The sequence below is a fragment of the Psychromarinibacter sediminicola genome (genome assembly GCF_029168335.1).
Taxonomy (GTDB): domain Bacteria; phylum Pseudomonadota; class Alphaproteobacteria; order Rhodobacterales; family Rhodobacteraceae; genus Psychromarinibacter; species Psychromarinibacter sediminicola.
On sequence record NZ_JARGYC010000009.1, the window covers coordinates 69,887 to 93,160 of the forward strand.

The following is a 23,274-nucleotide window of genomic DNA, read 5'->3' on the forward strand; positions in this document are numbered from 1 at the left end:
TGCGGTGGTCCTGTCTGTGGGGTGAGAAATGCATGTGCCCCGGGCCGTGCCGGGGCGGTCGCGGGCCAGATAGGGCCGGGGGCGCCGGGTGTAAACGCGCCGCATGCTGCATGTGCGAAAAGCTGCCGACGGGGCGGGCGGCGCCTGTGGACAAGGGGCGAAAGGCGCCGCGCCGGCGCCGAAAGGCGGGCCTGTGGCGTCGGTCGGGCGCGTCGGGGCCGGCCCGATGGCGCCTCGATGGCCGACGCCGCCTGGAGTATTTTCAGCCAGAAGAAGCCGGGGGAGACGGGGGAAGACCCCCGCGGAGGAAGGAGACGGCCGGAGCATGCGCATCGCGACCTATAACATCGAGTGGTTCAACGCGCTCTTCGACGACCGCAACGGGCTTTTGGAGGATTCCGGCCTGTCCGGGCGCGAGGGGGTGAGCCGGGCCGACCAGTTGGCCGCGCTGGGCATCGTCTTCACCGCGATGGATGCCGACGCGGTGCTGGTGGTCGAGGCGCCCGACACCGTGCGCGGGCGCTCCACCACCGCCGCGCTGGAAGCCTTCGCCGACCGCTACGCGCTGCGCACGCGCCGCGCGCTGCTGGGCTTCGCCAACCAGACCCAGCAGGAGATCGCGCTGCTCTACGACCCCGACGCGCTGGATGCCCGGCACGACCCGATCGGCGACCCGACCGGCGGGCATGCGATCGCCGAGGCGCCGCGCTTCGACGGGACCTTCCGGCTGGACCTCGACACCGATGCCGCGCCGGAGTCGGTCACCTTCTCCAAGCCGCCGCTGGAGGCGGCGCTGACCACGCGCGGCGGCCTGTCGCTGCGCCTGATCGGCGTCCACGTGAAATCCAAGGCGCCGCACGGCGCCGACACGCCCGACGAGATCCTGCGCCTGTCGATCCAGAACCGCCGCAAGCAGCTGGCGCAATGCGTCTGGCTGCGCCGGCGGGTCGAATCGCATCTCGACGCGGGCGAGGAGCTGATCGTTCTGGGCGACTTCAACGACGGCCCCGGCCTCGACGAGTACGAAAAGCTCTTCGGCCGGTCGGGGGTGGAGATCGTGCTGGGCGATCCGGGCAAGCGCGGGCTCTACGACCCGCATGCCCGCATGGCGCTGTCGCAGCGGGTCGGCGCCATGCCGGTCACCGCACGGTTCTATATCCACCCGGAGGGACGCTATCTGCAGGCGCTCCTGGACTACATCATGGTCTCGCCGGGCCTGCGCCGCCGCAACCCGCGCTGGCGCATCTGGCATCCGTTCGACGACCCCGCCTGCTACCGCACGCCGGAATTGCGCGATGCCCTGCTCACCGCCTCCGACCACTTCCCCGTCAGCCTCGATTTCGACGACGGGCCATAGAACTGTCACGCGCCCGCACTATATACCGGGGGCATGAGACAGATGGCTTCCGCGGCGCTTTGCGCCCTGCTTTTCGCCGCGCCGGTGCAGGCGCAGGACGAGAACGAGCTCTCCGAGGGGCTCGGCCTGCTCGAGGAGGGCTCGCGCATGCTGCTGCGCGGGCTTCTGAACGAGATGGAGCCGGCCATGGAGGAAATGTCGGACGAGCTGCGCCGCGCGCTCGGCAATCTCTCGGCCTACGAGGCGCCGGAGATCCTGCCCAACGGCGACATCATCATCCGCCGCAAGGAGCCCCTGGAGCCGGACATGGACGAGGATCTGCCCGAGGTGGGCGAGGACGGCGAGGTCGAGCTCTGACGGAGCGCGCGCCTCAGCTCACCTTCGTCTCGGCCCCGAGCGTCGCCGCCAGCGAGCGGAACCGCGCCTCGGCCACTTCGCCGTAGAGGTCGCGCGCCCGGTCGCTCAGGTTCAGCTCCAGGCGCTTCTTCCTGGGCGACCAGCCGAGCTGTCCGATCCCCTGTTCCAGATCCGCCGTCAGCATCGAGCCGAAGCGCATCGCCTTGCCCAGCACCTCGGCCTGGTGCAGCTCCGCCTCGGTCAGCACGTCGAACAGGTGCTGGAAATGGATGCCCGTCCGGCTGTTCTTGTAGCGGTGCAGGAGCGCGACCCCCAGGAAGATCCGCTGCCCGTGGGTCAGACCGCCCAGCGAGGCGCGCGTGACATAGTCGAAGCACGCCTCGTGCCGGTAATCGGGATGCGCGCGCCAGCTCACGTCGTGCAGCAGGCAGGCGGCCTTGACCACCCGCTGCCGCGCCGGCGGCATCTCTGCGAAGAGCGGCTTGACGAACCGGTAGAGCGCCCGGCCGAAGCCGGGCCGGCGCGCGTCCTTGGTCTCGGCGAAGCGGCACGCCTCGATCAGCGGGTCGCGGCGGCGCAGCTGTTCCGGCATCTGCTGGTACAGCATCCCCTCGCGGATGCCGTAGCTGGAAATCGCGATCTCGCGGGGCTTCAGGATCGACACCAGCTCCTTCAGCACCTCGCTCGCCAGGGGCACCAGCGCCATCCGCGTGGACGACGTGCCGGTGCGCGCGGCCAGGTCCGACGGGTCGTTCGCCGCGATCCATTTCAGCGTCTCGCCCACGTCCTTGCGGGTCATCCGGTACTCGTGCAGCACGCGCAGCGGATAGTCCCGCCGCACCATGTCGTGCCGCGCGATCGCCCGCCAGGAGCCGCCGACCAGGTACAGCCGCTCCTCGTGCGGGCCGATCCTGTCCCACATCGCGCCGATCGTCTCGCGGATATGGGCGCGGCGGGCCTTCTTCGACTTGAACCCCTGCAGCTGCAGCGGGCCCAGCGGCGAGGTCAGGCAGGTGCCGATCTGCCCGTCGGCGACCGAGGCCAGCTCCATCGACGAGCCGCCGATGTCGCAGACGATGCCGGTGGCCTGCGGCCAGCCCAGCAAGACCCCCTGCGCCGACAGCCGCGCCTCTTCCTCGCCGTCGATGACCCAGAGCTTCAGCCCGGTCTCGCGCAGCACCTCCTCGCAGAATTCCGGCCCGTCCTCGGCGTTGCGCACCGCCGCCGTCGCCACCGCGGTCAGCGGCGCCATGCGGAAATCCTCGGCCAGAAGCTGGAACCGCTTCAGCGCCGCCAGCGCCCGCTTGCGGCCTTCGGGGTTCAGCCGCCCCGTCTCGGCGAAGCCGGCGCCGAGGCCGGCCATGATCTTTTCGTTGTAGAAATAGGCGGGGCTGCGGGCGGCGCCGTCGAAGATCACCAGCCGGACGGAGTTCGAGCCCACGTCGACCACGCCCACGCGCTTGAGCCATTCGGCCGCCGGGTCGTCGAACAGCGGGCGTCCGAACGGATCCCAGTCGTCACCGTGGGTTTCCGGGGTGCCGTCCATCGCTGCCGTCTCCTGCGCCGAAGTTGCGGCCAGAAAGCATGAACCGCGTATCGGGGTCAATCGCGCCCTTCCGGCCGGCCGCTGCGAAACGGCGCGCTGCCGCGCAAGGTTGTTTTTGCCCGTGGCCAGGCGTCGCCCTTGCCGGAGCGTGCGCCGGTGGCCGGGCCGGCGATGCGTATTTGGAACGAGAAGAAGCCCCGGGGCGGGGAATGCGGGGGGCGGGCTGTCAGTCGTCCGCGTGGGTCAGTTCGGGCACGTCGCCGGCGCCGGCCGTGCCACGGCCCGACAGCGACGGGTTTTCCATGAAGAAGCGGTGGCAGTTGAACAGCGACTGGCCCTCCGGCCCCGTCTCGCGGGTGAAGGTGCCGTCCGGCGCCATGACCCAGCTTTGCGCCTCGTCGGCGAGGTTGGCGGCCATGATCTGGCTGACGATCTGCGCCTTGACGGTGTCGTTGGTGCATTCCACCAGCGTCTCGACCCGGCGGTTCAGGTTGCGGCCCATCCAGTCGGCCGAGGACATGAACACGCGGGCGTGGCGCGAGGGCAGGGTGTGGCCGTTGCCGTAGCAGACGATGCGCGAATGCTCCAGGAAGCGGCCGACGATGGACTTGACCCGGATATTGTCGGACAGGCCCTTGATGCCGGGCCGGATGCCGCAGATGCCGCGGATCACCAGGTCGATCTTCACGCCGCGCTGGCTGGCGCGGTAGAGCGCGTCGATCACGTCGGGCTCGATGATCGAGTTCATCTTGGCCCAGATCTCGGCGGGCTTGCCCGCCTCGGCGTTGTCGCCCTCGCGCTCCATCAGTTCGATCAGCCGCGATTTCAGGGTCAGCGGCGAGATCGCCAGGTTCTCCAGCCCCTCGGGCGGGGCGTAGCCGCCGACGTAGTTGAAGACCTTGGTCGCGTCGCGCCCCAGCGCCGCGTCGCAGGTGAAAAACGACAGGTCGGTGTAGATGCGCGCGGTGATCGGGTGGTAGTTGCCGGTGCCGTAATGGGTGTAGGTGACGAGCTTGCCCTGCTCGCGCCGGACCACGGTGGAGATCTTGGCATGCGTCTTCCAGTTCAGGAAGCCGTAGACCACATGCGCCCCGGCGCGTTCCAGCCGGCGCGACTGGCGGATATTGGCGGCCTCGTCGAAGCGGGCCTTCAGCTCGACCAGCGCGGTGACGGACTTGCCGGCCTCCGCCGCCTCGCATAGCGCGGCGACGATGGGCGACTCGGTCGAGGTGCGATAAAGCGTCTGCTTGATCGCCAGCACGTCCGGGTCGCGCGCCGCCTGCTCCAGAAAGCGGATCACCATGTCGAACGTCTCGTAGGGGTGGTGCAGCAGCATGTCCTTCTGCCGGATCGCGGCGAACATGTCGCCGTCGTGGTCCTGCACCCGTTCCGGCACGCGCGGGGTGAAGGCGGGCCACAGAAGGTCGCGGCGGTTGTCCAGCACCAGCTCCTTCAGGTCGGCGACGCCGATCATGCCGGCCAGCTCGATCACCTCGCTTTCCTCGACATGCAGCTCGTCGGTGATGATCCGGCGCAGCGCCGGCGGCGCCCCGGCCGAGATCGTCAGGCGGATCACCTCGCCCCGGCGGCGGCGCTTCAGCGCCACCTCGAATTCGCGCACCAGATCCTCGGCCTCGTCCTCGACCTCCAGGTCGCTGTCGCGCAGCACGCGGAACGCGCAGTGGCCGGTCGCCCGGTAGCCCGGGAACAGATCGCCGATATAGAGCAGCAGCAACTCCTCCAGCGGCAGGAACCGCTGGGTGCCGTCGCGGCCGGGCAGCCGCACGAAACGGTCGATCTGGTGCGGGATCGGCAACAGCGCCTTCAGCTCGCGCTTGTCGGCGGACCGCTGCAGGTGCAGCGCCAGCGCGAAGCCGGTATTGGGGATGAACGGGAACGGGTGCGCCGGGTCGATGGCCAGCGGCGACAGCACCGGGAAGACCGACGACAGGAACATCTCGTCCAGATGCGCGCGGTCGCTTTCCTTCAGGCTGTCGCGCGTCTCCAGCACGATGCCCGCCGCGTCCATCTCCTTGCAGATCGCGTCCCAGACGACCTGCTGATGCTCCATCAGCTTGCGGGCGTCGGCGTTGATCAGCACCAGCTGTTCCGACGGGGTCAGCCCGTCGGCGGCGGGGTTCTCGTTGCCCTCCGAGGCCAGCTCGCGCAGGCCGGCGACGCGGACGGTGTAGAACTCGTCGAGATTCGCCGCCGAGATCGACAGGAACCGCAGCCGCTCCAGGAGCGGCACGCGCGGGTTCTCGGCCTCTTCCAGCACACGCCAGTTGAAGCCCAGCCAGCTGAGCTCGCGGTTGAAGAAGCGTTTGGGCCCCTCGATCTCCTCCGGCGGAAGCGCGACGGGGGCGGGGAACGGGGCCTTGAGGAAATCTGCCTGGGTCATGGGGGCGGGTGTGGCGCTCTTTGGTGACATCAGAGTGACATTCACGCCCTGTCGGCGTCCAGCCGGTCCAGCGCGGCGCGGACCATCGGCTTGGTGACGTCGTCGCGGCGGGCGGTGATCGCGGCGCGGTTCAGTGCGGTGGCCAGGGCGGCGGCGGCGGCGAAGGACCGGTCCATGCGCTGGATGGCATAGCTCAGCACCTCGGGGGCGATGGCGATCTGCCGTTCGGCCATGTGCTTGACCAGCACGGCGGTCAGCAGCGCGTCGTCCGGCGGCTCCAGCGCGACCGTGGCGGTGGCCTGCATCCGGCTGGCCAGGTCGGGCAGGGTCAGCGGCCATTGCCGCGGCGGCGCGGCGGCGGTCAGCAGGAGCGGCCGCGCCTCGGCCTGCGCCAGGTTGTGCAGGTGAAACAGCGCGCGCTCGGCGGTGTCGTCGCCGGCCACGGTCTCGGCATCCTCCACGGCCACCGCCCCGGCGGCCAGCGCCGGCAGGTCGGCGTCCGCAAGCTCGCGCGCGGGCAGGATCGCGGCGCCGGTCAGCGCGGCCCAGACATGCGCCAGATGCGTCTTGCCCGACGCGGGCGGGCCCACCAGCACGAGCTTGCCCGACGGCCAGTCGCGCCAGCCCTCGACCGTCGCCACGGCGGTGGCGTTCGCCGGCGCGACGAAGAAATCGCCGCGCCCCAGCGCCGGCCGCGCCGCAAGGTCGAAGCTGTACTGTTCCGGCAAGATGTCAGTCCTGATCGCGGTGATCGACCCGCCGGTCGGGCGGGGCCTCCAGCCCCTGATAGAGCCGACCCTCCTTGTATTGCTCGATACCGAATCGCGCAAGCACGCCGAGCGCCGCGGCGACGGGCACCGCCACCAGCATCCCCACGAAGCCGAAGAGCGAGCCGAAGACCGACAGCGCGAACAGAAGCCAGACGGGATGCAGCCCCACCGACGAGCCCACGAGCTTCGGCGTCAGGATGTTGCCCTCGATGAACTGGCCGGAAAAGAAGATCGCCGCCACCACCGCGATCATCCACCACTCGCCCCAGAACTGGAAGAACGCCAGGCCCAGCGCCAGCCCGCCGCCCACGATGGCGCCGACATAGGGGATGAAGGTCAAAAGCCCCGCGATGGCGCCGACCACCAGCCCGAACTGCAGCTGCGCCAGCATCAGCGCCACGCCGTAATAGGTGCCCAGGATCAGCATGACGAGCCCCTGGCCCCGGATGAACGAGGCCAGCGTGCGGTCGATGTCATGCGCCAGCTTGCGGATCGTCGGCGCATGGTCTCGGGGCAGAAGCTCGTCGATGCGCGCCACCAGCCGGTCCCAGTCGAGCAGCAGGTAGAAGGCCACGACCGGCACGATCACGAAGAGCAGCAGGATGTTCAAGAGCCCCGCCGCCGAGGTCAGCACGCCCTCCAGCAGCGCCGCGCCCTTGGCCTGCAGCATCTCGCCGATCGACACCAGCGTCTGGCGCAGGGTCGAATCCTGGTCCATCAGCGCCGGGAACTGGGTGGTCAGCCAGCCCTGCAGGTTGCGGAAGAGCTCCGGGAAGGTGCGGAACAGCGCGTCGGCCTGCCGCACCAGCGTCGGCACCACCGCGAGCGCGACGATGGCGAAGATCAGCACCGCGCCCAGCGATATCACCACGGTCGCCATCGCCCGGCTGAAGCCGCGCCGCTCCAGCCAGTCGGCCGTGGGGTCCAGCATGTAGGCCACCGCGCCGCCCAGCACGAAGGGCAGGATCACGTCGCCCAGAAGCCACATGATCACGATGAACGCCGCGAAGGCGACGCCCCATATTCTCAGCTGGGTCTTGGCGGGCAGGGCCATGCGCGTCCTTTCTCGGGCGGGAGAGTTGCCGATGGGCGGCGTGGTTGCAAGGGCGCACTCGGCGGCGGCCGGGGGCGCGGGCGGCAAGCCCGCCCCCTCCCTGACCCTCCCCCCGGCAGGGGGAGGGGACGCCGTGTGGCCGGCGCCTGGGACAGGTCCGCGCGGCCGCGTCCCCGTGTCACCCGGGCCGGATCACCCGCTCGGCCAGCCCGGCGTAGTCCGACAGGCCCAGCTGTCCGAGATTCGCCTTCAGGTCGGCGGTCATGATGTCGACGACATGCGCCGCCCCGCGCGGCCCGAAGGCGGCGAGGCCATAGTGGAACGCCCGTCCCAGCATCACGAAATCGGCCCCCAGCGCCAGCGCGCGCAGCACGTCGAGCGCGCCTTCGACCCCGGAATCGAAGATCAGCGGATAGTCCGGGCCCACCGCCGCGCGCACCGCCGGCAGCACCTCGATCGCGGCGAGCGCGCCGTCGAACTGCCGGCCCGCGTGATTCGACACCCAGACCGCGTCGACGCCTTCCGCCTGCAGCCGCACCGCCGTCTCCGGGTCCAGCACGCCCTTGACCACGACCGGCCCGTTCCACAGCTCGCGCAGCGCCCGCAGATAGTCCCAGTCGGGCGACACCCGGATCATGTAGCCGGCATGCGCGGTGGAACTCATCGGCCCGCTCGCGCCGGTATAGTCCTCGATGAACGCCAGCCGCGGCATGCCCTTGCGCAGCACCCGGCGGCCCATCTGCAGCGACCAGGCGGGTTTCGGCACGCATTGCGACAGGATGCGCGGCGACAGCCGCGGCGGATGCGTCAGGCCGCCCCGCCGCTGCCGCTCGCGACGGCTCGGCTCGGGCACGTCGACGGTCAGCACCAGCGTCCGGAACCCCGCGTCGCGCGACCGCTTCAGCATGTCCGCCCGGATCTCGGGATCGCGCGGCGGGTAAAGCTGCAGCCAGCCGTCGCCGCCGGTCTGCGGCCCCACCGCCTCCGGCCGCTCGGTCGCCACCGTCGACAGGCCGTAGGGAATGTTCCGCTCGCGCCCCAGCTTCGCCAGTTCGATCTCCGCGTCGGGCCAGACCAGCCCCGACATCCCCACCGGCGAGATGCCGATCGGCAGCGCATGGTCGCGCCCCAGCAGCGAGGTGCCCAGCCGGTAGTCGAGCTCGCCGAACAGCGCATCGGGCCGGAACCGGATCTCGTCGAGCTTGGCGCGGTTGCGGCGCGTGGTGGCTTCGGTGCCCGTGCCGCTGTCGAGAAAGTCCCACACGAAGCGCGGCAGGCGCCGGCGCGCCCGCGCGCGCAGGTCCGAGATGGCGGGATATGTCTGATCGAGGTCGCTCAATGGATCACCAGATGTCCGAGAAGTCCCAGCGCAAAGCCCATGCAGGCGCCGAAGGGCGGCCCCCAGTGCCGTTTCAGCGGCGCCTGCGGCGCGATGTCCTGGAAGATGAGATAGAGGATGCCGCCCGACGCCCCCACCATCAGCACGCCAAGCGCCGCCGGCAGGTCCGCCATCACCAGATGCCCCAGCAGCGCCGCGGCCGGACCAAGGAGCGCGAGCAGCGAGAAGATCAGCAGCCGCGGCCGTTCGCGCGGCCATTGCGCATCCACCTCGCGATAGGCGTTGAAGCCCTCCGGCAGGTTCTGCAGCGCGATGATCAGCGCCAAAAGCGGCGCCGACCCGCTGCCCGCCGCGAACAGCGCCCCCAGCGCGACCGCCTCGGGCAGGAAATCCGCCAGCATCGCCAGGAGCTGCCCCTTGCCGCCCCCCGCCGAGGCCAGCGCCCGGTCGAGCAGCGCAAAGGCGACGCCCCCGCCCAGAAAGGACAGGATCGCCCCGGCCGCCGGCAGCTTGTCGGTGCCCTGCGGCACCAGCACCAGCGCCACCGCCGCGATCAGCGCGCCGCCGCCGAAGGCCACGACGAAATGCCGGAACTCCTGCTCCAGCCACCGTGGCTGGATATGTTCGACGCGCGCCAGGACCCCGCCCAGCGGGATCATGGCGCCCGCGAGGATCGAGTACAGGACCGCTTCGAGCATGGCCCAGCCATAGCGCGCCGCCGCGACAGGGGGAAGCCGCGCCTGACGCCCGCCGACGCCCCGAACCGCACAGGCCGCGGGCCAGGAATTCGCTGGAACATAGAGAGAACAAGCCTTTTCCTCGCGGCCCGGACGGTCTAAGTTGACGCCATGAGCAGCTTCCCCGAAGACGACGCCTTCGACGCCGCCGAACGACAGTCGCTGTCGCAACAGGCGATGGCCGCCCGCCCCGCACCCTATCTCGACGGCCTGAACCCCGCCCAGCGGCAGGCGGTCGAGGCGCTGGACGGCCCGGTCCTGATGCTGGCCGGCGCCGGCACCGGCAAGACCAAGGCGCTGACCACCCGCATCGCGCATCTGCTGAACACCGGCAAGGCGCGCCCGAACGAGATCCTCGCCGTCACCTTCACCAACAAGGCCGCCCGCGAGATGAAGGAGCGCGTCGCCCAGCTCCTCGGCCAGACGGTCGAGGGGATGCCCTGGCTCGGCACCTTCCACGCAATCTGCGTCAAGCTCCTGCGCCGCCACGCCGAACTGGTCGGGCTGAAGTCGAACTTCACCATCCTCGACACCGACGACCAGATCCGCCTTCTGAAGCAACTGATCGTCGCCGCCGACATAGACGAGAAACGCTGGCCGCCCCGGATGCTGTCGGGCATCATCGACAACTGGAAGAACAGGGCGTGGACGCCGGACAAGGTGCCGGCGGGCGAGGCCAACGCCTTCAACCGCCGCGGCACCGAGCTTTACGCGCAATACCAGGCTCGACTGAAAGAGCTGAACGCCGTTGATTTCGGCGACCTCCTGCTGCATGTCCTGACCATCTTCCAGACCCACGAGGACGTGCTCCAGCAATACCAGCGCTGGTTCCGCTACATCCTGGTGGACGAATACCAGGACACCAACGTCGCCCAGTACCTCTGGCTGCGCCTGCTGGCCCAGGGGCACCGCAACGTCTGCTGCGTCGGCGACGACGACCAGTCGATCTATGGCTGGCGCGGCGCCGAGGTGGGCAACATCCTGCGCTTCGAAAAGGATTTCCCCGGCGCCACCGTGGTCCGGCTGGAACAGAACTACCGCTCCACGCCGCATATCCTCGCCGCCGCCTCGGGCGTGATCGCCGCGAACGAGGGGCGGCTCGGCAAGACCCTCTTCACCGACCTGACCGAGGGCGAGAAGCTGCGCCTGATCGGCCACTGGGACGGCGAGGAAGAGGCCCGCTGGATCGGCGAGGAGCTGGAGGCGATGCAGGGCGGCACCCGGGGCCTGCGGCCGATGTCGCTCGACGACTGCGCCATCCTGGTGCGCGCCTCGCATCAGATGCGCGCCTTCGAGGACCGGTTCCTGACCATCGGCCTGCCGTATCGCGTCATCGGCGGCCCCCGCTTCTACGAGCGGATGGAGATCCGCGACGCCATGGCCTATTTCCGCGTCGCCTGCTCGCCCGACGACGACCTGGCCTTCGAGCGCATCGCGAACACGCCGAAACGCGGGGCAGGGGACAAGGCGCAGCAGACCATGCAGCGCACCGCCCGCTCGAACGGCGTGTCCTTGCTGGAAGGCGCCCGGCTCGCCGTGTCGGCCGACCTGCTGACCGGCAAGGCCAAGGGGCAGATCGGCACGCTGGTCGAGCAATTCGACCGCTGGCACGAGAAGGCGCTCGACCCGAAACAGAACCACGTCGAACTCGCCGAGCAGATCCTGGACGAATCCGGCTACACCGCGATGTGGCAGAACGACAAGACGCCCGAGGCGCCGGGCCGGCTGGAAAACCTCAAGGAGCTCGTCAAGGCGCTGGAGGAGTTCGACAACCTGCAGGGCTTTCTCGAACACGTCGCCCTGATCATGGACAACGAGACCGAGGAGCAGGGCGCCAAGGTGTCGATCATGACGCTGCACGCCGCCAAGGGCCTCGAATTCCCCGCCGTCTTCCTGCCGGGCTGGGAGGACGGCCTGTTCCCCTCGCAACGCTCGATGGACGAGTCGGGCCTCAAGGGGCTCGAAGAGGAACGCCGCCTCGCCTATGTCGGCATCACCCGCGCGCAGGAGCTCTGCACCATCTCGTTTGCCGCCAACCGCCGCGTCTACGGGCAATGGCAGTCGGCGCTGCCGTCGCGCTTCATCGACGAACTGCCCGAGGCGCATGTCGAGGTGCTGACGCCCCCGGGCCTCTACGGCGGCGGCTACGGCGCGGCGGCCCCGAGCGCGGCCCCGGGCCCCGGGATCATGGACCGGGCGGCCGAGGCGAACGTCTACAACTCCCCCGGCTGGCGCCGGTTGCAGGCCCGCCAGGCCCAGCGCCCGATGAGCCAGCCGCGCGAAAGCCGCACCCAGGTGATCGACCTCGACGCCGTCTCGGCCTTCACGCAAGGCGACCGCGTGTTCCACAAGAAATTCGGCTACGGCTACGTCATGGGGATCGAGGGCGACAAGCTCGACATCGAGTTCGAGAAGGCCGGCGCCAAGAAAGTGGTGGCCAAATTCGTGGTCGCCGCCGAACGCGCCGACGACGTCCCCTTCTGACGCCGGCCGGCGCTCGCGCGTCCCGCGCATCGCCCCGCCCGCCGTCCCGACGCGCCACGCTGCTTCTTCTCGTTTCAAATACGTCGGGGAGCCGTTCATCGTGCGCCATCGGTGCAAGCACGATGGACGGCGGGGCCGGCCCCTCGCTCCCGCCCGCACCACACGCGCCGCCGGCTCCCCCTTACACCGGCGAGAAAGCCCGCAAGGGCTGACGAGCCTTGACCCTGCCACCGGTCCGACCCTACATGCGCCGCGGCACAGGCAAGGAAAGACCAATGGGCTTCAAGACCGGCATCGTGGGGCTGCCCAACGTGGGCAAGTCGACGCTGTTCAACGCGCTGACACGGACCGCCGCGGCGCAGGCGGCGAACTTCCCGTTCTGCACCATCGAGCCCAATGTGGGCGAGGTCGCGGTCCCCGACACGCGGCTCGCGAAACTCGCCGACATCGCCAAGTCGAAACAGGTCATCCCCACCCGGCTGACCTTCGTCGACATCGCCGGGCTGGTGAAGGGCGCCTCCAAGGGCGAGGGGCTGGGCAACCAGTTCCTCGCCAACATCCGCGAGGTCGACGCCATCGCCCATGTCCTGCGCTGCTTCGAGGATCCGGACGTCACCCATGTCGAGGGCCGCGTCGACCCGGTGGCCGATGCCGAGACGATCGAGACCGAGCTGATGCTCGCCGATCTCGAATCGATCGAGAAGCGGCTGCAGGGCCTCGTGCGCAAGGTCCGCGGCGGCGACAAGGAGGCCGTCCTGCAGGAGCGCCTGCTGAAACAGGCCGCCGAAGCGCTGGAAGACGGCCGCCCCGCCCGCACCGTCGCGGTGGCCGAGGACGACCGCAAGACCTGGCAGGGCCTCCAGCTTCTCACCCAGAAGCCCGTGCTCTACGTCTGCAACGTCGACGAGGCCGAGGCCGCCACCGGCAACGCCCATTCCGAGGCCATCGCGAAGAAGGCGGCCGAGGAAGGCGCCGTCTCGGTCGTGATCTCCGCCAGGATCGAGGAGGAGATCAGCCAGCTCGACGCCGAGGAGGCGGAGATGTTCCTGGACGAGATGGGGCTGGAAGAGGCCGGCCTCGACCGGATGATCCGCGCCGGCTACGAGCTTCTCGGCCTACAGACCTATTTCACCGTCGGTCCCAAGGAGGCCCGCGCCTGGACCGTCCGCCGCGGCACGCTCGCCCCGCAGGCCGCCGGCGTCATCCATGGAGACTTCGAGCGCGGCTTCATCCGCGCCGAGACCATCGCCTATGACGACTTCGTCGCGCTGAACGGTGAGCAGGGGGCGAAGGACGCCGGCAAGATGCGGGTCGAGGGCAAGGCCTACGAGGTGAAGGACGGCGACGTCCTGCACTTCCTGTTCAACGCCTGACCCGGCTCACTCCCCGACGGCGAGATCCACGTCACGCCCGGCGAACTCGTCCAGCGCGCCGAGAATCCCCATGCGCTGGGCGATCAGGTACTCCCCCGTCAGGCTGACCGTCCGCACCGGGCCGTCCGAGGGGCCGAACAGCCGCCGCATGTTCATCTCCACCACGGTGGCCTTCAGCTCCGCCAGCCGCGCCAGGTAGGCCCGCGCCCGGCGCCGTGTCTCCGGCCCGGCCGCCGCGCCCGTCAGGCGGTCCAGCGCCCGGCCGCAGCTCGACGCCAGCCGGTCCACCAGCAGTGCGTCCTCCTCCGACGCCAGCGCATCGCTGCGGTTTTCGTAATGGGTGCAGGTGGCGCGGTAGACCTCGACCTGTCGCGCGGTGATCGCCTCTCCGGCCGGGGCCGGCCCGGCCAGCCAGACGGCACAGACAATGGCGATTAGGCTGCGGATCCGCGTGGTCATCTGTCCCTCGACCTCCCGTTTTCTGTGTTTCCCGCAGCCTGTCACGCCGCCGGCCGCGCGCGAAAACAAACTCCGCACCCGCCTGCAGGATTCTGCCGAGCCCTGTGGCTTTTGGAACAATGTCTCCGACAACCGTTACCAGTCGCTTAAACCCGGTCATTAACGGATTACCTTGTCCCCGACCGCGCCCCCCGGCTAGGCTGCGCCCGGCACACCGGCAGGACAGGGAACGCCGCCATGAACATCCTTTTCGTCATGTACGACCAGCTGCGCTTCGACTACCTGTCCTGCGCCGGGCATCCGCACCTGCATACGCCCAACTTCGACCGCGTCGCCGCCCGCGGCGTCCGCTTCGCCAACGCCTACGTCCAGTCCCCGGTCTGCGGCGCCTCGCGGATGAGCTTCTACACCGGCCGCTACGTCTCGTCCCATGGCGCGCAGTGGAACGGCTTCCCCCTGCGCGTGGGCGAGATGACCCTGGGCGACCACTTGCGCAAGCTCGGCATGGGCTGCTGGCTGATCGGCAAGACCCACATGAAGGCCGACGCCGAGGGCATGGCCCGCCTCGGCCTGGCGCCGGACACGGAAATCGGCGCCCGCCAGGCGGAATGCGGCTTCGACGCCTGGGCCCGCGACGACGGGCTCTGGGGCGAGGGCCCCGACGGCTTCTACGACGCGAAACGCTCGCCCTATAACGAGTACCTGAAGTCCAAGGGCTACGACGGCACCAACCCCTGGGCCGACTACGCCAATGCCGGCGTCGAGGACGGCGAGATCGCCTCGGGCTGGATGTTCCAGAACGCCGACAAGCCCGCCAATATCCGCGAGGAGGACAGCGAGACGCCCTGGCTGACGGGCGAGGCGATCCGCTTCATCGAGGCCACCGAGGAGCCGTGGTGCTGCCACCTCTCCTATATCAAGCCGCACTGGCCCTATATCGTCCCCGCGCCCTACCACGCCATGTACGGCGCCAACCACGTCCCCGCCGCCACCCGCGACGCGCGCGAGCTGGACAACCCGCATCCGGTGCTGAACGCCTTCCAGTCCAACAAGATCGCTGCCGCCTTCCGCCAGGACGCGGTGCGCCGCAAGGTCATCCCGGCCTATATGGGCCTGATCAAGCAATGCGACGACCAGCTCGGCCGCCTGCTCGACTACCTGGACGAGACCGGCCGCGCCGACGACACCATGATCGTGCTGACCTCGGACCACGGCGACTATCTGGGCGATCACTGGCTGGGCGAGAAGGATTTGTTCCACGAACCCTCGGTCAGGATCCCGATGATCGTCTGCGACCCGCGGGCGGAGGCCGACGCCACCCGCGGTACGACCTGCGACGCGCTGGTCGAATCCATCGACCTCGCCGCCACCTTCGTCGAGGCCGCGGGCGGCACCGTGCCGGACCACATCATCGAGGGCCGCTCGCTCCTGCCGTGGCTGCGCGGCGAAACGCCGGACTGGCGCGACTACGTGATCAGCGAATACGACTATTCCGTCACGCCGATGCGCGCCGCGCTGGACGTCTCCTCCCGCGATGCCCGCATGTTCATGGTGTTCGACGGCCGCTGGAAGCTCATACATTTCGAGGGCGGCTTCCGGCCGATGCTGTTCGACCTCGAATCCGACCCGGACGAGTACGACGACCTCGCCAAGGCGGGCGGGCATGAAGCGGAAATCGACCGCCTCTACGACCTGCTCGCCCAATGGGGCCGCCGCATGTCGCAGCGCGTCACCCGCTCGGAGGCCGACCTCGACGCGATGCGCGGGGCCTCGGCGCGCAAGGGCATCCTGCCATTCCTCACCGACGGGTCCGAGGTGCCGGACGAGCTGACGGTGAAATACCGCGGCCCCGCCCGGCAGGTCTATGTCGAGGACGAGGGCGACTGAGCCGCCGACGGAACCGTCCTGCTCCAACAATCGGAGCAGCGGTATGACGTGCAGCGCCGTCCGGCCTGGGCGGGGTTGTGCTCTGCGATGCCGCGCCCAAAAGCATCCACCTCGCGCGCTCTGAACCACCTTCGCCAAAAGCGCCGCCCCGGGGGGGCGGGTCTCTCGGGCATTTCGTTCCGAAATGCCCTGCCGACAGGCGATTGCAGGGCAATCGCCGAGAGGCGGCGCTGCACGGCGTGCCGCCGTGCGGGACATATGATCTTTGGCGCGCGCAGGAAATAACTACCGCACCTGCGCCGCCACCAGCGCCTTGCGCGACTCCCCCTGCCGCTCCAGCATCCAGCCCGGATACTCCGCCGGCAGCGCGGTCACCTCGTCCAGCGCCGCCAGATCCGCCTCCGACAACGTCACGTCGCAGGCCCCGATATTGTCGGTCAGCTGATCGACCCGCTTCGCGCCGACGATCACGCTGCTCACCACCTTCTGGTGCAACAGCCACGCCAAAGCCACCTGCGCCACGCTGCAGCCCTTCGCGTCGGCGATCCCGCGCATCACGTCGATGGCGTCATAGGCGCGGTCCTGGTCCACCGGCGGAAAGTCGAAATCCACCCGCCGGCCCTCGGCCGTCCGGCCGTCGCGGTCGTACTTGCCCGACAGGAACCCGCCGGCCAGCGGCGACCACACCATCAGGCCCACATCCTCCGACAGCAGCATCGGCACGATCTCGCGCTCCAGGTCGCGGCCGGCCAGCGTGTAATAGGCCTGCAACGACACGATGGGCGCCAGCCGCCGCGCCTCGGCGATCCCCATCGCCTTGACGATCTGCCAGGCCGCCCAGTTCGACAACCCGACATACCGCACATGGCCATGCGCGACGAGCGTGTTCAGCGCCTCCAGCGATTCTGCGATGGGGGTCGCCGGGTCGAAGCCGTGCAGCTGATACAGGTCGATATGATCGAGCTGCATGCGCCTCAGGCTGGCCTTCACCTGGTCCATGATATGCCCGCGCGAGGCGCCCCGCGCGTTCGGACCCTCGCCCATCTGGCCGTGGACCTTGGTGGCGATCACCACCTCCTCGCGCGCCACGCCGAGGTTCTTCAGCGACTGGCCCAGGATCTCCTCGCTGCGGCCGCCGGCATAGATGTTGGCAGTGTCGATGAAGTTGATGCCGGCCCCCAGCGCGGTGCGGACCAGCGCGTCGGCCTCGTCCTGCTGCAACTGGCCGATCTGGCCCCACAGGCCGTCCGAGCCGCCGAACGTCATGGTGCCCAGGCAAAGTTCGGAAACGTAAAGGCCGCTATGGCCAAGGCGACGGTATCGCATCCTGTCTGTCCTTCTTCGGAAAGTCCGGGCCGGGATGTGTCCCGGCATGGGTTTCATCTGGGGCGCGGGCGCGGTCTGTCGCCACGCCGATCCTCGCGAAATCCTGCACGATCCTCTCAATCGCCACCATGCGACGTGGCGCGGTCCCCGAAACCGGGTAGTGTGGCGCCATGACACAGCCCGACCTCGCCCCCCTCATCGGCGACGCCCTGGCGCTCTGGCGGCGCCATGGTGGTAGCTGCCCGATCCCCGGCCTGTCGCTGACCGTGACAGAGGCGCCGATGGGGCCGATCCATGTCGTCTACCGGCCCTCCATGTGCATCGTGCTGCAAGGGGCAAAGATCAGCCACCTCGGCGAAACCGCCTATCGCTACGGCGCGGGCAATTGCCTGATCACGTCGATGGATGTCCCGATCCGCGCCGACATCGTGGGCGCCACCCCGGACGCGCCCTATATCGCCGCCGTGGTCACGCTGGACCCGGCGACCATCGCCGACCTGCTGCTGGAACTGCCCGCCGACGCGCCGGCGGCGCCACCCGAGCCCGCGGCGCTCAGCGTCCACCCGCTCTCGGCCGACCTCCTGGATCCGCTGTCCCGGCTGATGGCGCTGGCGGTGCGGCCGCGCGACATCCCCGTCCTCGCGCCGATGATCCGGCGCGAGATCGTGTGGCAGCTGCTGAACGGCCCGCAGGGCGGGGTGCTGCGCCAGATCGGCCTGACCGACAGCCGCACGGCGCGCATCGGCCGCGCCATCGCCTGGGTGCGCGAGAACTTCGCCCGGACCCTCAGCGTGCCGCACCTGGCCGCGCTGGCGGGGATGAGCCCGGCGACCTTCCACCGCCATTTCAAGGCGGCGACGGCGATGACCCCGGTGCAGTTCCAGAAATCCCTGCGCCTGCAGGAGGCGCGGCGGCTGCTGCTGGCCGACGGCTCCGACGTGGCACAGGTCGGCTTCGCCATCGGCTACGAGAGCCCGTCGCAGTTCAGCCGCGAATACCGCCGCATGTTCGGCGCCCCGCCGGGCCGCGACGGCGCCCAGATCCGCCGCGCCGTGGTGTCCGAAACGCCCGCGTGAGGTGCTGGCAAGGCGTTTCGAAACGCCTTGCCCTGCCACCTCCCCTCGGACGTCCAGCCCGGACGCGCATGGAAAGTTAGCGCTATCAATAACAATTACAGTGCCTTAGACCCCCGTCCAACCTCGGACACCCTCGGACGCTACCCGCGCTCGGCCTTCGCCAGCTCTCCATAGAGCCACGGACAGTCCACCACCGGCGGCGCCCGGAGCCCCTGCCGCGCCGCCTCCCGCGCCATGGCCCGCATCCGGTCCCGCAGCTCCCCTTCCGGCAGATGCAGCCGCTCGTGGCCCCAGAAGGACGGCCCCGTGAAGGTCTCGTGCGGCTCCCACGTCGCCGGGTCGATCACCCGCCCGCCCCAGCCGTTTTCCACGAAGAACCCGGACGGCGAATTCGCGTAGAACGAGGTCATCCAGTCGTTGGTGTGCCGCCCCAGCGTGTAGGCGATGCCGTCCTCCCGGTCGAGCGCCAGGTCATAGCCCTGACCCACGTCGTCGAGGTTCTGGTATTCGACCATGAAGTGATGAAACCCCCGCTTTCCGGACCCCACCATCGCGAAGGAATGATGCCGCCCGTTCACGTGGAAGAAATAGAGCGGGTAGGGCGACAGCCCGTAATCCGAGACCCGGAAATCCAGCAGGTCGCGGTAGAAGGGCAGCATCGCGTCGATATCCTCGACATGCAGCACCGCGTGGCCCATCCCGTAGGGTCCGGTCCGGAACCCCTGGATCGGCCGGCCCGGCACGAAGGGATCGGCCGTGACCATCGGCCGGTGGACCAGCTCCACCCGGTTGCCCATCGGATCGTGAAACCAGATCAGCCCGTCCACCAGCCGCCGGTCGGCCAGCGCGGCGTCGCCCGCGTGAACCTCCGTGCCGGCCGCCTCCAGCTGCGCGGCGTAGGCGTCCAGATCCGCCGCACGCTCCACCTCCCAGCCCATGAAGGCCAGCGTCTCGCCCTCCTCGTCGGAGACCATCAGCCGCTGCATCCGGTCGTCCATCCGGAACGCCATCGCCCGGCCGCCCCGGTCGACCTGCTGCATCCCTATAAGCCCGCCGGCAAAGTCGCTCCAGTCCGACAGCCGGTCGGACCGGACGCCGAGATATCCCAGTGCACAGACCGCCATGATCGTCCTCCCGGCCGCACTATAGCGCAGAGGGGGACGCCCGGGGCAAGGCCGCATCCGGCCGGTTCGGCCGGTCTCCGCAGGCGGCCTAGCCTCCCCCCATCGTCCCCAGCAGGTCCAGCAGCCGCGGCACGTCGATCGGCTTGCCCAGCCGCGGGATGTCCCCGAGCGTGCCGGGCAGGCCGTCGTCGGGGCCGGCATAGCCGGTGAGAAAGACGACCGGCACACCCTCCGCCTGCAGCCGCCGGGCCAGCGCCGCGCTGGTCTCGTCCCGCCCGAGGTTCACGTCCAGGACCGCCGCGCCGGGCCGTTCCGTGCGCAGCCGGTCTTCCGCCTCGGCGACGTTATGGCACGGCCCGATCACGCGGTAGCCGGCCTCCGTCAGGGTCATCTCGATATCCATCGCGATCAGGATCTCGTCCTCCACGACGAGGACCGTCTTCGTCTGCATGCGCTTCGGCCTCGTCGGTTACGGTCCCGCGGGCCGCCCGGGACCGGGCCGGGCCGTCGAACCCCGCCGCCCGGCGGTCGCTCGGACCCGTGTTCGGTTGCTGGCCCCCGAGCTTCGCATCGCCGGGCGTCCGGAGCAACTGCAATACGCTGCGCCGCCCCGCGCGGACCCTTGCTCAAGCGCGGAATAGGGACTAAGGACCGATCTGGACCCGAGGCCGGTATAGCTCAGCTGGTAGAGCACGTGATTTGTAATCTCGGGGTCGGGGGTTCGAGTCCCTCTGCCGGCACCAAATATCCCCCTGTACAGCCCGGAGACATAGGTAACAGATCGTACCTACGACATGGGTGACACCCTCGTGCCGAACGGGGTGTCGATGGTCTGCAATGTTCTCTGGTCCAGGTCGATATAGCCCAGATCGTAGCGCATGAAGCTGATCAGCCAAATCCCATCGTCGACCTCCTTGATGCAAACTGAACTGATGCGGTGGATGCCCCCACCCAGCGGCATCTCGTATGCCATGATGGTTCCGTGGGAACCAAGTGGAGGGCACACCGATGACAACGAAGATCAACATGCTGGCGATCGACCTGGCGAAGGGCAGCTTTCAGGTCTGCGCCGTGGGGCCGGAGGGGACGGTTCTATACAACCGAGGTTTATCGCGGACACGGCTGGCGACGCTTCTCGCTGAGCAGCCGGCCTGTGTGGTGGCGAGGGAGGCCTGTGCCACGTCGCACCATTGGGGCCGGGTTGCGCAACGGCACGGCCACGAGGTGCGGCTCGTCCCGGCCGCCTACGTGAAGCCGTTCGTGAAACACCAGAAGAACGATCCTGCGGACGCGGAAGCCATCGCGGAGGCGGCCCTGCGCCCGACCATGCGCTTCGTGGCGGTGAAGAGCGCGGAGACCCAGGGGCGCGCGTCGTCCATCGGGCTCGAACCGATGGCGCCTCGATGAACGACCCTTCCGAACGCACCAATGCATGGGCTAGCGCTCCAGCTAATTGCTCAAACGAGATGCAAATCCCACGGCTCGAACGGCGCGATGGTCAGGCAATTATTAGTTCCGCTTTCCGGATGGCCGCTTGCAAGGTGTTCGAGGGGCTCTTTCAGGTACTCTCTCTTGTCTGGGCCCTCCTGCGGAGTGTGCCTTGGCCTGACGCGGGAGGTGCACGGCGACCAACGTCAGCGCAGCTCCGCCCAGCGGCAACCACGCTTCCCATGTGCCCAGCGTCGAAAGTGTCGCTCCACTTCCCAGGCACCACAGCACTGGCAAGGGCAACAGCCAGGCACGGACCGCCCCCGGCTGGGCGGTTGCGAGCAGGCCGAGCGTCGCGACGACCGTCGGATCAGGAGCCACCGCGAAGGCCTCAGCTCCGCGCAATGGCCGTCCTGTGACCAAGGCGGTCAGTGGGTGCAAAACCAGGGCGTAGGCAAAGAGGGCCCAGCCGACAAGAACGTCCCAGCGCAGATCGGTCCTGAAGCTCAACTTGCCGCGTACTGCCCCGAGCCAGAGCAACAGGAGCGCCTCCAGTGCGAAGAGCGGAGCGACATAGGTGACCACCCAGTTGATCGGCCGGTAATGGCGCCAGAGAAACGCCCAGCCGGTGACTATAAGCGCTGTCGCCAGGATCGCGGCGATGAACCGGCCAGCCGCCGAGAGGCGTGACCAAGCGAGCGCGGGAACGCCTGTTCCGAGCGCCAGCGCTACAAGAGGCCAGGGCCAGAGCGCGTCATTCGCCAACTCGAACAGCCGCCAGTAGACGGATTCGGAAAACAGCAGGAAATCGCGTGGGCGGTAGCTCCACCACTCCAACATCACAGAGAACGGACATGTTTGGCCATGCGCTCTCGCATGTCCGGACCCGGCATCGCACCGGATGCGGCGGCGACATTCTCCTGCGCATGGTCAGGCCGTGTCGTGGCGGGGATGGCGACGGTGACCGCGGGGTGCGAAAGGATGAACTTGAGCAGGAACTGAGCCCAGGTTGCGGTGCCGATCTCCGCGGCGAAGCTGGGTAAAGGCCGCCCCTCCAGCCATCGTGTCAGCGCGCCACGCCGGAACGGACGATTGACCATCACGGCGATGCCGCGTTCCTGCGCCAGCGGCAGGATCTCGTCTTCTACTTCGCGGTCGAGGACGTTGTAGGTAATCTGGACGAAGTCAAGCGGCTGCTCGCGCATGATCTGCAGTAATTCTTGGTGACGGCGACCGTGCGACGTGGTGATTCCCACATGATCGATCTCTCCGTTAGCCTTCTTGTTCAGCAGCATCGGTAGATGCGCCTGCCACGCCCGAAGGTTGTGCACTTGCACCAGAGAAAATCGCGGCACGTTCCATTCCGTTCGGGACTGCTCGATCTGCCGGGGACCTTCCTCGGAGGAGGACGTCCAGACCTTGTCCGCCGCAAAAAGGCCCTCGGGACGGCCGAGTTTCTCGAACCCGTACCCCAGTGTGTCCTGCGACGATCCATACATGGGCGAAGAGTCGATCACGCGCCCGCCAGCATCGAAGAAGGCGCGCATCACGTCTGCAGAGCGGTCCAGCAACTTCGGATCACGGCCAACGTTAAAGGTGATCCAGGTTCCGAGGCCGACGGCAGGGATCATCTTTCCTGTCGAGGCGACCCGGCGCATCGGTCCGACGTTTTCCTGCGCTTCAACTGGCACTGGAACTGACTGCGAGAGTGCTGTGCTGGCGGCAACACCAGCAAGTATCGCGCGGCGGGTGAGGGAGCTTCGTTCCATGCACGGCATGTGGCGCTGCACCGGCGAGAGGCAATGGTTGCGACTCTCCTTCCTTGGCGGGCGGGGCGCGTTCAACAACGTCATATTGACATTCTGAGAACGCCGAGATCCGATCCTACGATCCATCTGCTCCTGCCCCATAGCTCGGCGGCATACACCCAGAAAGCGCTCGGAAAGGGACGGGCCGAGCGACGCTAGCGCCCTCGAGCCTTGCGCGCGAGGGGGCGATGTAGGACCGTCACATATGCTCCTTTTTCTGAAGCTGGCGGGCGTCCTTGCAGCGCTGTACCTGGCCGCCGCACTCACGATGGCGCTCCTTCAGGACCGGCTCCTCTTCCCCCGATGGGCAGTCGGGCCAAGCCTAGCGCTCCCGGCAACCGCCGAGCAGCTTACACTCACGGTCGAGGATGGCGCCGAACTTGTTGGCGTGCATCTGCCGGCCAAACCGCGTCCGCCCAGAGGCGCATCCCTGCTTCTTGCCTTTGGCGGCAACGCCTGGCACGCCGCCGAGCTTGCCCAACACCTGCACTGGCGCTGTCACGTTGGTTCGCCCTGAGGTGCAGGTTGTATGTAGCCGACGTCAGACAGCCACGATCTCGCGCCAATCCGCCATTGCCGTGGAGCGTAACACCTTCAGCGTTCTGCGGGAGATCAAATGGCGCTGGACGTTGAAGTGATTGGAGATTGCGGAATGGGAGGCGAGGAAGCGCTGCGCGGAGCCGGGTGACTTGAACCGAATTTGCTGCCGCTCTCGGCGTCGGGTTGGCTGATGTGAAACCTCCGCTCG

General features: G+C 68.7%; 20 protein-coding genes, 1 tRNA gene and 2 pseudogenes. 9 read left to right on the forward strand and 14 right to left on the reverse strand.

Translation table 11 applies throughout. From position 1 onward, the window contains the following. Window positions 1–325 precede the first annotated feature (325 nt). Both P1J78_RS05385 and P1J78_RS05390 read left to right on the forward strand, forming a co-directional pair. Window positions 326–1,357: an endonuclease/exonuclease/phosphatase family protein gene (locus tag P1J78_RS05385; RefSeq protein ID WP_275566300.1), complete on the forward strand. Its 1,032-nt coding sequence runs from the start codon at window positions 326–328 to the stop codon at window positions 1,355–1,357. Window positions 1,358–1,390: 33 nt separating this feature from the next. Continuing rightward, window positions 1,391–1,714: a hypothetical protein gene (locus P1J78_RS05390; RefSeq protein WP_275566301.1), complete on the forward strand. Its 324-nt coding sequence runs from the start codon at window positions 1,391–1,393 to the stop codon at window positions 1,712–1,714. Between the two features lie 13 nt (window positions 1,715–1,727). Here the strand turns inward: P1J78_RS05390 and P1J78_RS05395 are convergent, their stop codons facing one another. The 6 genes from P1J78_RS05395 to P1J78_RS05420 form a co-directional block, all read right to left on the reverse strand. Then, the gene (locus P1J78_RS05395; RefSeq protein WP_275566302.1) at window positions 1,728–3,260 is read right to left on the reverse strand and encodes a Ppx/GppA family phosphatase; all 1,533 of its coding nucleotides are present in this window, start codon (window positions 3,258–3,260) and stop codon (window positions 1,728–1,730) included. 226 nt (window positions 3,261–3,486) lie between these two features. Beyond that, complete coding sequence (locus P1J78_RS05400) at window positions 3,487–5,661, reverse strand: RNA degradosome polyphosphate kinase (protein ID WP_275566303.1); 2,175 nt, start codon at window positions 5,659–5,661, stop codon at window positions 3,487–3,489. Window positions 5,662–5,702: 41 nt separating this feature from the next. Beyond that, on the reverse strand, window positions 5,703–6,389 hold the full coding sequence (locus P1J78_RS05405) for a P-loop NTPase family protein (RefSeq protein WP_275566304.1): 687 nt from the start codon (window positions 6,387–6,389) through the stop codon (window positions 5,703–5,705). A 4-nt stretch (window positions 6,390–6,393) separates the two neighbouring features. Continuing rightward, entirely contained in the window at window positions 6,394–7,485 is a 1,092-nt protein-coding gene (locus P1J78_RS05410) for an AI-2E family transporter (protein ID WP_275566305.1), read from the reverse strand. Window positions 7,486–7,663: 178 nt separating this feature from the next. After that, the gene (locus P1J78_RS05415) at window positions 7,664–8,824 is read right to left on the reverse strand and encodes an alpha-hydroxy acid oxidase (RefSeq protein WP_275566306.1); all 1,161 of its coding nucleotides are present in this window, start codon (window positions 8,822–8,824) and stop codon (window positions 7,664–7,666) included. Continuing rightward, window positions 8,821–9,522: a ZIP family metal transporter gene (locus P1J78_RS05420; RefSeq protein ID WP_275566307.1), complete on the reverse strand. Its 702-nt coding sequence runs from the start codon at window positions 9,520–9,522 to the stop codon at window positions 8,821–8,823. The genes P1J78_RS05415 and P1J78_RS05420 overlap by 4 nt, the downstream gene beginning before the upstream one ends. A gap of 150 nt (window positions 9,523–9,672) precedes the next feature. On the opposite strand from P1J78_RS05420, the gene P1J78_RS05425 reads away from it, so the two are divergent. Together P1J78_RS05425 and ychF are read left to right on the forward strand one after the other, a co-directional pair. After that, entirely contained in the window at window positions 9,673–12,045 is a 2,373-nt protein-coding gene (locus P1J78_RS05425) for an ATP-dependent helicase (protein WP_275566308.1), read from the forward strand. Window positions 12,046–12,320: 275 nt separating this feature from the next. Beyond that, complete coding sequence (ychF, locus tag P1J78_RS05430; protein WP_275566309.1) at window positions 12,321–13,418, forward strand: redox-regulated ATPase YchF; 1,098 nt, start codon at window positions 12,321–12,323, stop codon at window positions 13,416–13,418. A 6-nt stretch (window positions 13,419–13,424) separates the two neighbouring features. On the opposite strand, the gene P1J78_RS05435 is transcribed toward ychF, so the two are convergent. After that, complete coding sequence (locus P1J78_RS05435) at window positions 13,425–13,877, reverse strand: hypothetical protein (protein WP_275566310.1); 453 nt, start codon at window positions 13,875–13,877, stop codon at window positions 13,425–13,427. A gap of 237 nt (window positions 13,878–14,114) precedes the next feature. Here P1J78_RS05435 and P1J78_RS05440 point away from each other — a divergent pair, with 237 nt between their 5' ends. Further along, the gene (locus P1J78_RS05440; protein WP_275566311.1) at window positions 14,115–15,764 is read left to right on the forward strand and encodes a sulfatase-like hydrolase/transferase; all 1,650 of its coding nucleotides are present in this window, start codon (window positions 14,115–14,117) and stop codon (window positions 15,762–15,764) included. A 285-nt stretch (window positions 15,765–16,049) separates the two neighbouring features. Here the strand turns inward: P1J78_RS05440 and P1J78_RS05445 are convergent, their stop codons facing one another. Continuing rightward, on the reverse strand, window positions 16,050–17,090 hold the full coding sequence (locus P1J78_RS05445; RefSeq protein WP_275566312.1) for an aldo/keto reductase: 1,041 nt from the start codon (window positions 17,088–17,090) through the stop codon (window positions 16,050–16,052). Window positions 17,091–17,260: 170 nt separating this feature from the next. On the opposite strand from P1J78_RS05445, the gene P1J78_RS05450 reads away from it, so the two are divergent. Further along, complete coding sequence (locus P1J78_RS05450; RefSeq protein WP_275566313.1) at window positions 17,261–18,166, forward strand: AraC family transcriptional regulator; 906 nt, start codon at window positions 17,261–17,263, stop codon at window positions 18,164–18,166. Between the two features lie 140 nt (window positions 18,167–18,306). On the opposite strand, the gene P1J78_RS05455 is transcribed toward P1J78_RS05450, so the two are convergent. Next, window positions 18,307–19,290 carry a VOC family protein gene (locus P1J78_RS05455; RefSeq protein ID WP_275566314.1) on the reverse strand — a complete coding sequence of 328 codons (984 nt, stop codon included), beginning with the start codon at window positions 19,288–19,290 and terminating at the stop codon, window positions 18,307–18,309. An 88-nt stretch (window positions 19,291–19,378) separates the two neighbouring features. Continuing rightward, a complete protein-coding gene (locus P1J78_RS05460) occupies window positions 19,379–19,741 on the reverse strand; it encodes a response regulator (RefSeq protein WP_275566315.1) in 363 nt (120 codons plus the stop codon). A gap of 216 nt (window positions 19,742–19,957) precedes the next feature. On the opposite strand from P1J78_RS05460, the gene P1J78_RS05465 reads away from it, so the two are divergent. Then, window positions 19,958–20,033: transfer RNA gene (locus P1J78_RS05465), tRNA-Thr, on the forward strand. A gap of 44 nt (window positions 20,034–20,077) precedes the next feature. On the opposite strand, the gene P1J78_RS05470 is transcribed toward P1J78_RS05465, so the two are convergent. Continuing rightward, window positions 20,078–20,263 carry a hypothetical protein gene (locus P1J78_RS05470; RefSeq protein ID WP_275566316.1) on the reverse strand — a complete coding sequence of 62 codons (186 nt, stop codon included), beginning with the start codon at window positions 20,261–20,263 and terminating at the stop codon, window positions 20,078–20,080. A 35-nt stretch (window positions 20,264–20,298) separates the two neighbouring features. Here P1J78_RS05470 and P1J78_RS05475 point away from each other — a divergent pair. Then, window positions 20,299–20,661: pseudogene (locus tag P1J78_RS05475) on the forward strand (IS110 family transposase); the annotation flags it as partial. A 138-nt stretch (window positions 20,662–20,799) separates the two neighbouring features. Here the strand turns inward: P1J78_RS05475 and P1J78_RS05480 are convergent. Continuing rightward, window positions 20,800–21,558 (reverse strand): DUF6064 family protein, encoded by a 759-nt coding sequence (locus P1J78_RS05480; protein ID WP_275566317.1) that lies wholly within the window; start codon window positions 21,556–21,558, stop codon window positions 20,800–20,802. Continuing rightward, complete coding sequence (locus tag P1J78_RS05485; protein WP_275566318.1) at window positions 21,558–22,487, reverse strand: aldo/keto reductase; 930 nt, start codon at window positions 22,485–22,487, stop codon at window positions 21,558–21,560. The genes P1J78_RS05480 and P1J78_RS05485 overlap by 1 nt, the downstream gene beginning before the upstream one ends. A gap of 244 nt (window positions 22,488–22,731) precedes the next feature. Here P1J78_RS05485 and P1J78_RS05490 point away from each other — a divergent pair, with 244 nt between their 5' ends. Beyond that, complete coding sequence (locus P1J78_RS05490; protein WP_275566319.1) at window positions 22,732–23,043, forward strand: hypothetical protein; 312 nt, start codon at window positions 22,732–22,734, stop codon at window positions 23,041–23,043. 24 nt (window positions 23,044–23,067) lie between these two features. Here P1J78_RS05490 and P1J78_RS05495 read toward each other — a convergent pair. Further along, window positions 23,068–23,274, reverse strand: a pseudogene (locus tag P1J78_RS05495) (IS6 family transposase); the annotation flags it as partial.

Bases quoted from the DNA above. Each gene is read 5' to 3' on its own strand.
- P1J78_RS05450 (WP_275566313.1), top strand. From the start codon at position 17,261: ATGACACAGCCCGACCTCGCCCCCCTCATCGGCGACGCCCTGGCGCTC.
- P1J78_RS05385 (WP_275566300.1), top strand. From the start codon at position 326: ATGCGCATCGCGACCTATAACATCGAGTGGTTCAACGCGCTCTTCGAC.
- P1J78_RS05460 (WP_275566315.1), bottom strand. From the start codon at position 19,741: ATGCAGACGAAGACGGTCCTCGTCGTGGAGGACGAGATCCTGATCGCG.
- P1J78_RS05400 (WP_275566303.1), bottom strand. From the start codon at position 5,661: ATGACCCAGGCAGATTTCCTCAAGGCCCCGTTCCCCGCCCCCGTCGCG.
- P1J78_RS05480 (WP_275566317.1), bottom strand. From the start codon at position 21,558: ATGTTGGAGTGGTGGAGCTACCGCCCACGCGATTTCCTGCTGTTTTCC.
- P1J78_RS05455 (WP_275566314.1), bottom strand. From the start codon at position 19,290: ATGGCGGTCTGTGCACTGGGATATCTCGGCGTCCGGTCCGACCGGCTG.
- P1J78_RS05395 (WP_275566302.1), bottom strand. From the start codon at position 3,260: ATGGACGGCACCCCGGAAACCCACGGTGACGACTGGGATCCGTTCGGA.
- P1J78_RS05420 (WP_275566307.1), bottom strand. From the start codon at position 9,522: ATGCTCGAAGCGGTCCTGTACTCGATCCTCGCGGGCGCCATGATCCCG.
- P1J78_RS05485 (WP_275566318.1), bottom strand. From the start codon at position 22,487: ATGGAACGAAGCTCCCTCACCCGCCGCGCGATACTTGCTGGTGTTGCC.
- P1J78_RS05425 (WP_275566308.1), top strand. From the start codon at position 9,673: ATGAGCAGCTTCCCCGAAGACGACGCCTTCGACGCCGCCGAACGACAG.
- P1J78_RS05440 (WP_275566311.1), top strand. From the start codon at position 14,115: ATGAACATCCTTTTCGTCATGTACGACCAGCTGCGCTTCGACTACCTG.
- P1J78_RS05490 (WP_275566319.1), top strand. From the start codon at position 22,732: ATGCTCCTTTTTCTGAAGCTGGCGGGCGTCCTTGCAGCGCTGTACCTG.
- ychF (WP_275566309.1), top strand. From the start codon at position 12,321: ATGGGCTTCAAGACCGGCATCGTGGGGCTGCCCAACGTGGGCAAGTCG.
- P1J78_RS05390 (WP_275566301.1), top strand. From the start codon at position 1,391: ATGAGACAGATGGCTTCCGCGGCGCTTTGCGCCCTGCTTTTCGCCGCG.
- P1J78_RS05435 (WP_275566310.1), bottom strand. From the start codon at position 13,877: ATGACCACGCGGATCCGCAGCCTAATCGCCATTGTCTGTGCCGTCTGG.
- P1J78_RS05470 (WP_275566316.1), bottom strand. From the start codon at position 20,263: ATGGCATACGAGATGCCGCTGGGTGGGGGCATCCACCGCATCAGTTCA.
- P1J78_RS05445 (WP_275566312.1), bottom strand. From the start codon at position 17,090: ATGCGATACCGTCGCCTTGGCCATAGCGGCCTTTACGTTTCCGAACTT.
- P1J78_RS05410 (WP_275566305.1), bottom strand. From the start codon at position 7,485: ATGGCCCTGCCCGCCAAGACCCAGCTGAGAATATGGGGCGTCGCCTTC.